This window comes from Iodobacter ciconiae, assembly GCF_003952345.1.
Taxonomy (GTDB): Bacteria; Pseudomonadota; Gammaproteobacteria; order Burkholderiales; family Chitinibacteraceae; genus Iodobacter; species Iodobacter ciconiae.
Map to the genome: position 1 here is coordinate 1,271,325 of NZ_CP034433.1, position 14,187 is coordinate 1,285,511.

12 protein-coding genes and 1 pseudogene are annotated in these 14,187 nt (G+C 49.3%); 8 read left to right on the plus strand and 5 right to left on the minus strand.

Annotated elements, in window-relative coordinates:
* Positions 1-9: 9 nt before the first annotated feature.
* The 3 genes and pseudogenes from EJO50_RS05600 to EJO50_RS05610 form a co-directional block, all read right to left on the minus strand.
* Positions 10-357 (minus strand): ArsC family reductase, encoded by a 348-nt coding sequence (locus tag EJO50_RS05600; RefSeq protein ID WP_125972264.1) that lies wholly within the window; start codon positions 355-357, stop codon positions 10-12.
* Between the two features lie 91 nt (positions 358-448).
* On the minus strand, positions 449-1,588 hold the full coding sequence (locus EJO50_RS05605; RefSeq protein ID WP_125972266.1) for a PilT/PilU family type 4a pilus ATPase: 1,140 nt from the start codon (positions 1,586-1,588) through the stop codon (positions 449-451).
* 11 nt (positions 1,589-1,599) lie between these two features.
* Positions 1,600-3,260: pseudogene (locus EJO50_RS05610) on the minus strand (AMP-binding protein).
* A 361-nt stretch (positions 3,261-3,621) separates the two neighbouring features.
* Between EJO50_RS05610 and rimP the strand changes: the two are divergent.
* From rimP to pnp, 7 genes are all read left to right on the plus strand, one after another.
* Positions 3,622-4,056: a ribosome maturation factor RimP gene (gene rimP / locus EJO50_RS05615; RefSeq protein ID WP_125972268.1), complete on the plus strand. Its 435-nt coding sequence runs from the start codon at positions 3,622-3,624 to the stop codon at positions 4,054-4,056.
* A 49-nt stretch (positions 4,057-4,105) separates the two neighbouring features.
* Positions 4,106-5,578 (plus strand): transcription termination factor NusA, encoded by a 1,473-nt coding sequence (nusA, locus tag EJO50_RS05620; protein ID WP_125972270.1) that lies wholly within the window; start codon positions 4,106-4,108, stop codon positions 5,576-5,578.
* Between the two features lie 18 nt (positions 5,579-5,596).
* On the plus strand, positions 5,597-8,410 hold the full coding sequence (gene infB / locus EJO50_RS05625; RefSeq protein ID WP_125972272.1) for a translation initiation factor IF-2: 2,814 nt from the start codon (positions 5,597-5,599) through the stop codon (positions 8,408-8,410).
* A gap of 173 nt (positions 8,411-8,583) precedes the next feature.
* Complete coding sequence (gene rbfA / locus EJO50_RS05630; RefSeq protein ID WP_125976312.1) at positions 8,584-8,994, plus strand: 30S ribosome-binding factor RbfA; 411 nt, start codon at positions 8,584-8,586, stop codon at positions 8,992-8,994.
* Positions 8,994-9,911 carry a tRNA pseudouridine(55) synthase TruB gene (truB, locus tag EJO50_RS05635; RefSeq protein ID WP_125972274.1) on the plus strand — a complete coding sequence of 306 codons (918 nt, stop codon included), beginning with the start codon at positions 8,994-8,996 and terminating at the stop codon, positions 9,909-9,911. The genes rbfA and truB overlap by 1 nt, the downstream gene beginning before the upstream one ends.
* A gap of 122 nt (positions 9,912-10,033) precedes the next feature.
* Positions 10,034-10,303: a 30S ribosomal protein S15 gene (gene rpsO, locus EJO50_RS05640; protein ID WP_125972276.1), complete on the plus strand. Its 270-nt coding sequence runs from the start codon at positions 10,034-10,036 to the stop codon at positions 10,301-10,303.
* 418 nt (positions 10,304-10,721) lie between these two features.
* Positions 10,722-12,869 carry a polyribonucleotide nucleotidyltransferase gene (pnp, locus tag EJO50_RS05645; RefSeq protein ID WP_125972278.1) on the plus strand — a complete coding sequence of 716 codons (2,148 nt, stop codon included), beginning with the start codon at positions 10,722-10,724 and terminating at the stop codon, positions 12,867-12,869.
* A gap of 77 nt (positions 12,870-12,946) precedes the next feature.
* Here pnp and EJO50_RS17395 read toward each other — a convergent pair whose 3' ends face one another.
* Both EJO50_RS17395 and EJO50_RS17400 read right to left on the minus strand, forming a co-directional pair.
* Complete coding sequence (locus EJO50_RS17395; protein ID WP_233702177.1) at positions 12,947-13,363, minus strand: ParA family partition ATPase; 417 nt, start codon at positions 13,361-13,363, stop codon at positions 12,947-12,949.
* Positions 13,357-13,596, minus strand: coding sequence for a nucleotide-binding protein (locus tag EJO50_RS17400; protein WP_233702178.1), 240 nt, complete (start codon positions 13,594-13,596; stop codon positions 13,357-13,359). The genes EJO50_RS17395 and EJO50_RS17400 overlap by 7 nt, the downstream gene beginning before the upstream one ends.
* A gap of 79 nt (positions 13,597-13,675) precedes the next feature.
* Here EJO50_RS17400 and EJO50_RS05655 point away from each other — a divergent pair, with 79 nt between their 5' ends.
* Positions 13,676-14,119 carry a hypothetical protein gene (locus tag EJO50_RS05655; RefSeq protein ID WP_125972280.1) on the plus strand — a complete coding sequence of 148 codons (444 nt, stop codon included), beginning with the start codon at positions 13,676-13,678 and terminating at the stop codon, positions 14,117-14,119.
* Positions 14,120-14,187 lie beyond the last annotated feature (68 nt).

Consider the following 14,187-nt stretch of genomic DNA (forward strand, 5'->3'; position numbering starts at 1 on the left):
TGCTGTCGTTCAGTCTCTAAAAAGGGATGCGTAAACTTCGGGTTTGAAGCCGACCGTGATCGTACCATTGTTCTCAAGTACCGGGCGCTTGATGATTGAGGTTTGCATTACCATTAAAGCGATTGCAGCCTCTTTATTGTCGATCGATGCTTTGGTGGCGTCATCTAATTTACGCCATGTCGTGCCTTGGCGGTTGATTAGTGTTTCCCAGCTGACCTGGGCAATCCATTGTTCCAATTGACTGGCGCTGATGCCTGATTTTTTATAATCATGCCATTCAAAATCGTAGCTTTGCTCGCCAAGCCATGCTTTTGCTTTTTTAACGGTGTCGCAATTGGAAATGCCGAAGAGTTTCATTGCTGATTACTTTCCTGTGAAGCGGAGGGTTTTATAAAAGATGAAGAGGGGAGGAGCGATTTTGTAAATCGCTCCTCAGGTAGTGCAGGGGCTAGTGCAATGAAATGTCGAATGACATATCGGGTGCAGAGTCAGGGTTGCAACTAGGTTTATTATTCTGGTGCTCGGTCAGTGGTTGCGCATTATTGACCAGCCATGACAGATTGGTCGCAGAATCAGCACTTCTAAGTGCTTCATCAAGCTCGATTTCATCGTTGCGGTAAAGCTTATAAAGGGCTTGCTCAAAAGTCTGCGAGCCTTCGGACAGGCTCTGTTCCATGGCCTGTTTGATATCGCTTAGCTCACCGGCGCGGATCAGCTCTGCAATGCGCGGGGTATTGAGTAATACCTCAACGGCAGCAATCAGCTTGCCTTCTTTGTTTTTGATCAGGCGCTGCGACACAATAGCTTTGAGCGAGGATGATAAATCGTAAAGCAGGGCCTCGCGTGATTCTTGCGGATAAAAGTTAACAATGCGGGAGAGCGAATGATAGCTATTATTCGCGTGCAAGGTAGAGATACACAAATGGCCTGCCTGTGCATATTGCATAGCGTGGGTCATGGTTTCGCGATCCCGTATTTCACCAATCATTAGCACATTGGGCGCTTCACGCATCGCGTTTTTGAGGGCGTCGTGATAGCTCTTGGTGTCGATGCCGATTTCACGCTGGTTGACCAGTGACTTTTTGTGTTTATGTAAAAACTCGATCGGGTCTTCCATGGTTAAAATATGGCCCGCATGGTTTTCATTGCGGTAGTTCAGCATGGCTGCCATGGTGGATGACTTGCCTGAGCCTGTCGCCCCTACCACCAAAATAATGCCGTGCTTTTCCATAATCAATTCTTTGAGCACAGGCGGAATACGCAGTTCTTCAAAGGAAGGAATATCACTGCGGATATACCGCGCCACCATCGAAACTGACCCGCGAGCCTTGAAAATATTGACACGAAAACTGCCCACCCCTATAACAGGGTAGGCAAAGTTCATTTCCAAAGTATTTTCAAACTCGGCAATCCGCTCCGGTGTCATCAACTGATAGGCTAATTGCTTTACATGTTCGGGGGCCAGAATCTGGTTGTTGACCGGGTAACATTGGCCGTCAATTTTGATTACGATGGGCGATTGAGCCGCCAGAAACAGGTCGGAAGCATTGCGTTCCGCCATTAGTTTAAAAAATGGCAAAAGATTCATGAAAAGCTCATTTAAGTTGGGCGCAACTCGCGTCTTAGTATTTTACCTACATTTGACTTGGGCAGGCTGTCGCGAAACTCCACCTGTCGCGGGATTTTGTAGTTGGTGAGGTTTTTACGGCAGTGAGCAATGATGTCATCCTTGCTGAGTTTCGGATCTTTCTTTACAACAAAGATTTTTACTGCTTCACCGGAGCGCTCATCCTCAACGCCAATGCAGGCAACCTCTAACACGCCCGGGTGGCTGGCCACGACGTCTTCAATTTCATTGGGGTAGACATTAAAGCCGGAAACCAAAATCATGTCTTTTTTACGGTCAACCAAACGGAAAAAACCGGTTGAAGACATGATGGCTACGTCTCCAGTGCTGACAAAGCCGTCTTTACCCAACACCTTGGCTGTTTCGTCCGGACGCTGCCAATAGCCGGCCATAACCTGCGGGCCGTGAATAAATAACTCGCCAGCTTCTCCAGGCGGGAGGACTTTGCCTTCTTCATTGCGAACTTCGCCGATGGTAGATGGAATTGGCAGGCCGATCATGCCGTTGAACTCAGGCAGATTCATTGGGTTCATCATGGCTGCGGGTGAGGTTTCGGTCAGCCCGTATGCTTCAATAAGCCGCACGCCTGTGGTTTTTACCCAGCGTTCGGCAACGGCGTGTTGAACTGCCATGCCGCCGCCAAGAGCTAGTTTCCATTTGCTAAAATCCAGCTTGGCAAAATCGGCATGGTTAAGTAACGCATTAAATAAAGTATTTACACCGGTCATGCAGGTGACAGGGTATTTGCCGATTTCCTTAATAAAGCCGGGAATATCACGCGGGTTGGTGATAAGTAAATTGGTTGCGCCAATTTTGGAGAAAACCATACAGTTGGCGGTGAGTGAAAAGATATGGTAAAGCGGCAGGGCGGTTACGATTACTTCGCTGCCCTCATTGACCATCGGGGCAATCCAGGCATGGGCTTGTTGCATGTTTGCTACAATATTGCCATGAGTGAGGATGGCTCCCTTGGCTACTCCTGTTGTGCCGCCTGTGTATTGTAAGAAAGCGATGTCATTATGGTTTAGCTCTACAGGAGAGGCTTTCTTCGTCTCTCCCAAGCTGATTGTATCGTTAAAGCGGATGTGGCCGGGTAAATTAAAGGCTGGCACCATCTTTTTGACATGCCTGACAACTGCATTTACCAGTAACCGTTTGGCCAGAGGAAGCCTGTCTCCAATTTCGGTGAGTAATACGTGTTTCACATCGGTACTGTTGATGACTTCTTCCAAAGTGTGGGCGAAGTTGGCCAGGATAACGATTGCTACCGCGCCGGAATCTTTTAGCTGATGGCTAAGTTCTCTCGGTGTATAGAGCGGATTGACGTTCACGACGACCATGCCGGCGCGTAAAATGCCGAAAATCGCGATGGGGTACTGCAGCAGATTAGGCAGCATGACAGCTACACGTGAGCCGCGGGGAGTTTTAAATCGTGTTGTAAATAGGCAGCGAAGGCAGAAGATTGTTGATCTAGCTCGGTGTAAGTGATTGATTTACCCATGTTTAGAAAAGCAGGGCGATCACCAAAGCGCTCTACCGATCGGGCGAGCACTGCAGGAATCGCAGCAAATTCAGTCATGTCAATTTCCAGGGGAACGCCCGGCTGATAGCTTGCCCACCATGCATGATCCATCTATCTTTCCTCGATTTGTATTACATGTAAATTTCACTACTCTAGTGTGCAAGCGTCAAGCTCACAAGTATCTATGAACCCTGTTTCGTTAACTGATTGTTTCTGTTACAATCCCGCCTTCTTCGGTAAAAGGCCGGGGAAGTGGTAAAGGAAATGGGCGCAGTTTTGCAGCCCATTTTTTGTTTGTGGCGATCCTGTATCGTGTTTCGGGCGTTGCCTGCGGCAGTAATGCGGCGGCATTTGCTGGCTAGGTTTCTGTAGATATTTGCAGCGAAAATGCAATTGGATATACAGCGATATTTGCCTGAGTTGAAACAGATACTCGCCGTTGTATTTGGCCGGATAAGTGGCAAAGGAATGTATGGCAGCAAATATGCAGGACCTGCTGGAAACCACTCTGCCAGGTCTCGGGTATGAACTCGTTGATCTGGAGCTCGCACGTAATGGGCTGGTTCGGGTCTTTATCGATAAGGAAGGCGGGATCAATGTGACGGACTGCGTTACCGTAAGTCATCACCTTGAACGGCTTTTTATTGTGGAAGGCGTGAATTACGAGCGGCTGGAGATTTCATCTCCCGGGCTGGATCGTCCAATTGTAAAAGCCGCTGATTTTGTTCGCTTTGCCGGGCAGATCGTGAAAGTGAAATTGCGCTTACCGTTGCCGGATAAACGTAAAAAGCTCGTTGGTGTTTTGCTTGGGCTGGAAAATGATGTGGTGCGCGTAGAAGTCGATGGACAAGAGCTATCCCTGCCGCAATCACAAATCGACAAGGTGCGGCTGGAGCCGCAGTTTTAAGAACTAATCAGCCTAGAATATTCGGGTTGTTTGCCGGAGGGGTAGTGAGATGAGCCGGGAAATTCTGTTGCTGGTCGACGCGCTGGCGCGTGAAAAGAACGTAGAAAAAGATGTCGTGTTTGGTGCTCTGGAAATGGCACTGGCTTCGGCGACCAAAAAACGTTACGAAGAAGATGTTGATATCCAGGTGGATATTGATCGGGATACGGGTGATTATCGCAGTTTCCGCTGCTGGACAGTGGTTGAAGATAATGATCATGAAGAGCCTTCCCGTCAGATTGCCATTACTGATGTGCCGGAATACGATCCGGAGCTGAAAGTAGGCGAAACGTGGATGGTTGAGCTTGAGGCGATCGAATTTGGTCGCATTGGCGCACAAACCGCCAAACAAGTGATTTTGCAAAAAATCCGTGATGCAGAGCGTGAACAAAATCTGAATGATTTTCTGCAGCGCAGTGAATTTATTGTTTCAGGCAATATCAAGCGTATCGAGCGTGGCAGTGCCATTCTCGAGCTGGGTAAGCTGGAGGCCGTATTGCCGCGCGACCAGATGATTCCGAAAGAAAACTTGCGCGTAGGTGATCGTGTTAAAGCGTTCCTGCTGCGGGTAGATCGCATGGGGCGTGGCCCGCAGCTGGTGTTGTCGCGTATTTCCAACGATTTCATGACCAAGCTCTTCGAAATGGAAGTGCCTGAAATTGAAAATCAGCTGATTGAAATCAAGGCCGTTGCCCGGGACCCGGGTGCGCGTGCCAAGGTAGCGGTAAAATCGAACGATGCGCGTGTTGATCCTCAGGGTACATGTATTGGTGTGCGTGGCACGCGTGTTAATGCTGTGACCAATGAGCTGGCAGGTGAGCGTGTTGATATTGTGCTGTGGTCGCAAGATCCGGCGCAGTTCGTGATTAATGCCCTGTCTCCGGCTGAAGTGAGCTCCATCATGCTTGATGAAGAAACACACAGCATGGATGTAGTGGTCGATGAAGACAACCTGGCCATGGCTATTGGCCGTGGTGGTCAGAACGTGAAATTGGCAGCTGAATTAACAGGCTGGAAAATCAATATCATGACCGTTGACCAGGCGCAGCAAAAGCATCAGGAAGAGTTCGCCAATGTGCGCCAGCTCTTTATTGATGTGCTGGGGGTTGATGAAGAAGTGGCGGACGTTCTTGTAGAAGAAGGGTTCGCCACGTTGGAAGAAGTGGCTTATGTGCCGATTGCTGAAATGCTGGAAATTGAGGCCTTCGATGAAGATGCCGTCAATGAGCTGCGTACTCGCGCCCGTGATGCCTTGCTAACGCAAGCCATTGCCCGTGAAGAAAAGCTTGAGCATCAGGCAGAAGACCTTAAAAGCCTTCAGGGAATGACACCAGAATTTGCTGCCTTACTGGCTGATAAAGAGGTTCATACCCGAGACGAACTCGCCGAACTAGCTGTCGACGAGCTGATAGAAATGACCGGAATTGATGAAGAAGCTGCCAAGCAACTGATCATGAAGGCGCGCGAGCACTGGTTCGCCTAACGCTCGGGAGAGAAATGCATGAGTGAACTCAATGTCAACCAATTTGCGGTAGAGCTAAAAATGGCACCGCAAGAGCTGCTGGAGCAATTCCGTGCAGCTGGCGTGAATAAATCGAGTGAAGTAGATGTGGTTACTGCAAGCGATAAAGTGCGTCTGCTCGATCACCTGAAAAAGAAGCATGGTGGTGATGGTGATAAAAAAATCACTGTGATTCGTAAGCAAAATACTGAAATTCGTAAAACGGATTCGACCGGCAAGGCGAAGTCTATTCCTGTTGAAGTGCGTAAAAAACGGGTTGTTGAGGCCTCTGCGGCTGATGTGATGACTGCGCCGCGTGTTGCCGAATCTGTTGCGCCTGCAGCGCCCGGTCAGGTTATTGATGACGCTGAGCGCTCGTCCCGTGAAGCACAGGCGCGCCGTCAAAATGAGCTATTTGCCCGTCAGGCTGCAGAAATGCGTGCGAAGCAGGGTGGTGGTAAAGTGCCTGCTGAAGTTGTTGCTGCGGCTAAACCTGCACCGGCACCTGCTGCTGTTGTGGCCCCTGTGACCTCTGTTGTAGCCGCGCCTGTTGCTAAGCCGGCCCCTGCGCCGACGCCCGTTGCTGCACCCGTTGCCGCTAAGCCTGCCGCTGCTAAGCCTGTGGTATCTGCACCGGTTGCGGCACGCCCTTCGCTGGGTGCTTCACAAGCCAGCCATCCGGATCGTCCGCGTGTGGGTATGCGTGTTGAATTGCGTAAGCCGCGCAATGAACCAATGAAAGCACCAGAGCCTGTTGCACCGGCGCCTGCACCCGCTCCAGCACCGGCCCCTGTTGCCGCAGCGACTCCGGCACCAGCAGCTAAAGCAAAACCGGCAGCAAGCCCGAGTACGGCTTCTCCTGCGGCAAAACCGGGCGATAAAAAGCCAGCAGCAGCCCCGGGCAAAAAAGAGCCTTGGAGCGATGGCCGTGGTAAGAAAGGTATTCGTAGCCGTGGTGGTGATGCAGGTAATGACTGGAAAAGCAAGAAGGGTGGTAAAGGCCGTCAGGCTGCAGCAAACCCGGATAATGCACACGGCTTCCAGGCCCCGACCGACAAAGTAGTGCATGAAGTGATGGTTCCGGAAACGATTTCCGTGACCGATCTGGCGCACAAAATGGCTGTGAAGGGTGTTGAAGTGGTGAAAGCCCTGATGAAAATGGGCATGATGGTGACCATCAACCAGGTGCTGGACCAAGAAACAGCGATGATTATCGTTGAAGACATGGGCCACACGCCAATGGCCGCCAAGCTTGATGATCCGGAAATTTATCTGGGCGATGGCACCGTTGTAGAGCATGTGCTCTTGCCGCGCGCTCCGGTTGTCACGGTTATGGGGCACGTTGACCATGGTAAAACATCCTTGCTCGATTACATCCGTACCGCCAAAGTGGCGTCCGGTGAAGCGGGTGGTATTACTCAGCATATCGGTGCGTACCATGTACAAACCGAAAAAGGCATGATTACTTTCCTTGATACCCCGGGTCACGAAGCGTTTACCGCGATGCGTGCCCGTGGTGCCAAGCTTACCGATATCGTGATTCTGGTTGTTGCTGCAGACGATGGTGTGATGCCGCAGACCATTGAGGCGATCGCTCACGCGAAAGCGGCCGGCGTGCCGATTGTGGTTGCGGTAAATAAGATTGATAAGCCTGAAGCTAATCCGGAACGCATCCGTCAAGAGCTGGTGACGCACGAAGTGGTACCGGAAGACTGGGGCGGGGATGCGATGTTTGTTGATGTCTCGGCCAAAAAAGGCCTGGGTATTGATGACTTGCTCTCAGCGATTCTGTTGCAGGCGGAAGTGCTTGAGCTGACGGCTGCCGAAGATGCGCCTGCGAAAGGGATTATCATCGAAGCGCGTCTGGATAAGGGGCGTGGCCCGGTTGCTTCCATGCTGATTCAATCCGGTACATTACGTAAAGGTGATGTGATTCTTGCTGGTCAGGTGTCAGGCCGCGTGCGTGCGATTATCGATGAGCATGGTAAATCCATTACAGAAGCGGGTCCTTCGATTCCGGTTGAAATTCTGGGTCTGTCGGATGTGCCTGCAGCGGGTGAAGACGCTATGGTGCTGACTGATGAGAAGAAAGCGCGTGAAATTGCGCTGTTCCGTCAGGGTAAGTTCCGCGATGTGAAACTGGCTCGTCAGCAGGCATCCAAGCTGGAAAACATGATGGCGCAAATGACAGAAGGCGAAGTTCGCAATCTGCCAATCATCATCAAGGCTGACGTACAGGGCTCTGCTGAAGCGTTGTCACAAAGCTTGCAAAAACTCTCTACAGATGAAGTGCGCGTACAGATTCTGCACAGCGCTGTGGGGGGGATTAGCGAGTCTGATATCAATCTGGCTCTGGCTTCTAAAGCGGTGGTGGTTGGTTTCAACTCCCGTGCAGATGCTGCGGCACGTAAGCTTGCCGAGGCAGAAGGCGTAGATATCCGTTACTACAACATCATTTACGATGTAGTAGATGACGTGAAACTGGCTCTGTCAGGTATGCTGGCTCCTGAAAAACGTGAACAAATCATTGGTATGGTTGAGATCCGTCAGGTCTTTACTGTTTCCAAAGTGGGCACGATTGCAGGTTGTCTGGTGATGGAAGGCTTGATCCGCAGTCATGCGGGTGTTCGCTTGCTGCGTAATAACGTAGTGATTCATCAGGGTACGCTCGATAGCCTGAAACGCTACAAAGACGATGCCAAGGAAGTGAAGGCCGGCTTTGAATGTGGTTTAAGCCTGAAGAACTACAATGATCTGCAACTGGGCGATCAGTTGGAAATCTTTGAAATTATCGAAGTTGCTCGCTCCCTTTAAAATGCATGCCACTTTTTCTGCTTAATGAAAAAGTGGCTGCATATGGAAAGTGGGTTGAATACGGCAAAGGCGGGTAACCGCCTTTCGCCATTTTAAAGTAGCTAAAAGTGTTTGCGCCAATTGCCCAAGAAGCCCCGCGCAAAGCTTTGGCTGGACACTTTGCTGAGGCATATATGGCCAAACAATTTACTCGTGCCGATCGCGTGGCACAACAAATTCAACGTGATTTAGCCACCGTTATTCGTGCAGAGCTGGATCATCCGCAAGCATCATTGATTACAATTACTGATGTGGAAGTGACACGTGATTACTCGCATGCCAATGTTTTTTATACTTTCCTGGGGACAGAAGAGCAGGGTAAAGACATTGCATCTTTGATTGAGCGCGCAAAAGGCTTTTTGCGCAGCCAGCTAGCTCGTGGTATCTCTTTGTACAAAATGCCGGAATTGCATTTTGAATACGATCATTCGGTTGAGCATGGCATGAATTTGTCACGCTTGATTGATCAGGCTTCTAGTTTGCCTAAAGCGCCAGAAGAAGATGAGCTTGGTGTGGATAATGAAAAAACTGCTGGCAAGGACTGATGGCTAAACGAAAGGTTGATGGGGTTTTGTTGCTGGATAAACCATTTGGTATCTCTAGTAATAATGCCTTACAAAAGGCGCGCTGGTTGCTGCAGGCAGAAAAAGGCGGCCACACTGGCGTGCTGGATCCGTTTGCAACGGGCTTGTTGCCTTTGTGTTTTGGCGAGGCCACTAAATTTGCCCAGCGTATGCTGGAGGCGGATAAAGGCTACCGCGCCACGATCAAGCTGGGAGAGGTTTCGACGACGCTTGATGGTGAAGGTGAGATCACCAAAAGTGGTGATGCGCCAGGCGATGAGGCCTTAATTCGTGCGGCGGTAAACGCATTTATCGGGCCGGTTACTCAAACTCCTCCTATGTATTCTGCGCTGAAATTCCAGGGTAAGGCCCTGTATGAATACGCGCGGGATGGTGTGGAAATTGAGCGGCAATCCCGACAAATCACCATTTACAGCATCGAGATTATTTCAATTGATGCTGATGTATTAGTGATTGATGTCAGCTGCTCAAAAGGCACGTATATCCGGGTATTGGCTGAAGATATTGGTAAGGCTCTTGGTTGTGGGGCTTACTTAACAGGCTTGCGCCGCACCAGGACAGCAGGTTTTCTTTTAGAAAATTCGGTCAATCTGGATGATTACAATCATGTGCCGGCAGAAGAGCGCGATGGCTATTTATTGCCCGCAGACTGCTTGCTGCTTGATTTACCTGCCCTGTTTTTTGATGCAGCCGAGTTTGAAAAAATTCGTCATGGTATGACGGTGGAACGGGGCGGTTTGTTGCCCGGCGAGTATCGTCTTTACGCCGAGGGTGAAAGTAGGGATAATGCACGGTTCATCGGTTTGGGCGAAGTGGCCGCTGCGGCTGAGAATCCGCATGCGTGGCTGCGGCCTAAACGACTTCTGTCCGGTTTGTAAAAATCGGACAGATTAAAGGGAGGATGGCTGGGTTAAATACTCATACAGGGTATGCGGCTCGGTTTTTCTCGACGGCTCTTTATAATGTGTAAAGAAGCCCTATCTCATCTGGAGTAGTAAGCATGTCCGTAACAGTTACTCAAAAAGCAGAAATCGTTAAGAAGTTTCAACGCACTGAAGGCGACACTGGTAGTCCTGAAGTTCAGGTTGCACTGCTGACAGCGCGTATCAATGACTTGACACCTCACTTTAAAGCTAACAAGAAAGATCACCACTCACGTCGTGGTTTGCTGAAAATGGTTAGCACACGTCGCCGTTTGCTGGATTACTTCAAACGTGTTAACTCTGAAGGTTACCGCGCCCTGATCGCTGAACTCGGTCTGCGTAAGTAATTAAAAAGTCGTAGTCGCAAGGCTGCGACTTTTTTTATGATTAATTACAAGATAGTGCAACAGCACTGAGCGCCGGATGGCTGGGTAATCGGTTTTGTTTGCCCACTATGTAATTGAGGTTTTATATCTTCTTTTGCATAGTTATCAGGGCTTGTTATTATTTTGTAATGATTTAAGTGTTTTTTAGAAAAGCGCCACGGTCTTTCCTTGTCATTATTACGCAAGAAACCGTGGCACTTTTTTGAGTAAGAACTTTCAAACCTGTCAAACAGCGGTTTTGGCGGCGGGTTGAAGAAGTCCCGGTGTTTGGTTTGCCGGGCCTATTGGTTGTGCCGAAGCCGGCAGCAGTTCAGTCACGCTGCAGCGGAAACCGATCACGCCTTGGACTGGAGGCGTTAGTGTGAAAAAAGGAAAGTCAGTGTTCAATAAAATTGTGAAATCATTCCAGTACGGTAAGCATAATGTCACCATGGAAATTGGTGAAATTGCCCGTCAGGCTAGTGGCGCCGTTCTGATTAATATGGACGATACCGTTGTTCTCGTGACGGTTGTGGCCGCACGTGATGTTAAGCCGGGCCAGGATTTCTTCCCGCTGACCGTTGATTACCAAGAGCGTACTTATGCTGCTGGTCGCATCCCCGGTGGTTTCTTTAAGCGTGAAGGCCGTCCTTCCGAAAAAGAAATTTTAACTTGTCGTCTGATTGATCGTCCGATTCGTCCCCTGTTTCCTGAAGGTTTTTACAACGATATCCAGATTATTGCGACTGTGATGTCGGTTAATCCTGAAGTTGATCCAGATATCGTTGCGATGCTGGGTGCTTCTGCTGCTCTGTCGATCTCTGGTGTGCCCTTTGATGGCCCGATCGGCGCTGCGCGCGTGGCTTACATTAATGGTGAATATGTACTTTGCCCAACATTGTCTGAGCTGAAAACTAGCCAGATGGATCTGGTGGTTGCAGGTACTTCACAAGCTGTATTGATGGTTGAATCTGAAGCGGACGAATTGTCCGAATCCATCATGCTGGGTGCCGTTGTATTTGGTCACGAGCAAATGCAAGTGGCGATCAATGCAATCAATGAACTGGCTGATGAAGCTAACCCTGAATTGTTTGTATGGGATGAGCCGGTTGCAAATGAAGCGCTGATTGCACAGGTTCGCGCTGTTGCTGCTGCAGGCCTGTCAGAAGCATTTAAATTGCGCCAAAAGCAATTACGTACCATCAAAATCAATGAAACCTGGGCTTTGGTTAAGGCGGCCTTGATTACTGACGAAACCGGCACTTTGGCTGCTAACGAAATCAAGGGCATTTTCAAAGGCCTGGAAGCTGAGATCGTTCGTGGTCAGATTCTGGATGGCTACCCGCGTATTGACGGTCGTGATACACGCACTGTGCGCCCTATTACGATTCGTTCGGGTGTATTGCCGCGTACGCACGGCTCGGTACTGTTTACTCGTGGTGAAACTCAAGCGATTGCAGTTGCTACCCTGGGTACTAAACTGGACGAGCAAAAAATTGATGCATTGGCAGGTGCTTACACCGATCGCTTTATGCTGCATTACAATTTCCCTCCGTATTCGACCGGTGAAACAGGTCGCGTAGGTACGCCAAAGCGTCGTGAAATTGGTCACGGTCGTCTGGCTAAGCGTGCACTGGCTGCGATGCTGCCATCTGTTGAAGACTTTGGCTACTCGATGCGCGTTGTTTCGGAAATTACCGAATCAAACGGCTCCAGCTCGATGGCTTCGGTTTGTGGTGGTTGTCTGGCGCTGATGGATGCGGGCGTGCCGATGAAAAACCACGTGGCCGGTATTGCCATGGGTCTGATCAAAGAAGGCAATCGTTTTGCAGTATTGTCCGATATCCTGGGTGATGAAGATCATTTGGGTGATATGGACTTTAAAGTTGCGGGTACTGAAAACGGTATCACTGCACTGCAAATGGACATCAAAATCAACGGTATCACTAAAGAGATCATGAAAGTGGCTCTGGATCAGGCGCAAGAAGGCCGTGTGCATATCCTTGCCATCATGAAAGGTACAATGGAAGGCGCGCGCACTGAAGTGAGCGAGCATGCTCCACGCCTGTATACGATGAAAATCAATCCGGAAAAAATCCGTGATGTGATCGGCAAGGGTGGTTCGGTGATTCGTGCCCTGACTGAAGAAACGGGCACTCAGATTGATATCCAGGAAGATGGCACGATCACCATCGCTTCAGTCTCTGCTGAAGGCGCGGATGAAGCTAAACGCCGCATCGCTGATATCACGGCTGAAGTTGAAATCGGCAAGATCTACGAAGGTCCGGTTGTTAAGATTCTGGACAACAACGTAGGCGCGATTGTGTCGATCATGCCGGGCAAAGATGGTCTGGTTCACATTAGTCAGATTGCTAACGAGCGCATTAAAAACGTGGGCGATTACTTGAAAGAAGGCCAGGTTGTGCGCGTTAAAGTGATCGAGCAAGACGAGCGTGGCCGTATTCGTTTGTCTATCAAGGCGGTAAGTAATGAAGAGACGCCTGCTGCAGAGGTTGTTGCAGCTGCTCCGGTTGAAGTCGCAGAGTAATCTTTGCGTTTTACCTATAAAAATGCCGACCTTAAGGGGTCGGCATTTTTTGTCTGGATTTATTACAGATATCGAAATTAGATTACAGAGTGATACTGGCGCTTATTGCTAACCAGCCAATCGAGTAGCGGCTGCCATTGTTCACGATCTTGCCTGGTGCGCGAAGCAGGCAAATCAAATAGCGTTAGCCCGCGCTGAATGCTTTGTACATAAAGCTGTGTTTCTCTGATACAGGTGAGCAGAGGCAGATCGAATTGCTTTAAAAAGTCGGTAAGTTGCTGGGCCGATTGGGCGCGCGGGTTGACTCTCATTCCTACAACTGCCACAGAGATTTTTTCTTTGCGAATGGCTTTTACTTCTACAAGCTTTTCAAAAAATGTCGCACTGGCCCACATATCAAAAGCAGAGGGGAGTACGGGAATTACCACATGATCAACGCACATTAATGCATGCTTTAAGCGCTTGCCGTGTAAGCCTGCCGGAGAGTCTAACACTGCAATGCCGGTGCCTTTGGGGGGCTGGCTTTTTTTTCCTCATCCAGATCCCATCCAAGAATGTGCGGAGACTCGATAGGGCGTAGTGATAGCCAGTGGCGGCTGGATTGCTGGTTATCAATATCCCCCAGCATGACCATTTCTTCCTGCCATGCAAACCATGCTGCCAAATGAGTTGAGAGGGTGGATTTGCCACTTCCACCTTTGGGGTTTGCAATAAGTATGCTGCGCATAGTGCCCTGAGTGTGAATTCAACGGTTTAATATTATTTATATAGTTTATACTGTTTTTACCTTATGTGGGAGGTGCGCCATGGCTTCGAGTAAAGTTAAAGAAATAATTGAACAGTTGGTTGTAGAGCAAAATAAAGCTATCGTAAGAAAAAATTCAGTGAATCAAAGAAAAACAACCCGGTCTGATATAGATATCAAGCGCTCTGGTGCTGACCCTGTTTTTCAGGGGCCAGAATCTGCTGAAGTGGAGCATCTTTTTGAGGTTAAAAAGGGAAAAATGAGTAGGGAAAAGAGGGCAAAGAGGACAAAGTTAGTGCGTGATAGCTTTACGATTCCAGAGGTGGAGTACCTGCAGCTTGCCATATTAAAACAGCGCTGCCTGGAGGCGGGTTTGGAGGTTAAAAAAAGTGAGTTGCTAAGAGTTGGTTTGCAGGCGTTAGCATTGATGTCTGGCTCGCAATTAGTTAAACAGTTTGATTTAATTGAAAAATTAAAAACGGGGAGGCCTTCTAAAAAGGCATAAGAGGTAGGCTAAAGAAGTTACGGTCGCTGTAAACAACTCATTTGGCCGGATATTTTTTTAATCAGGCC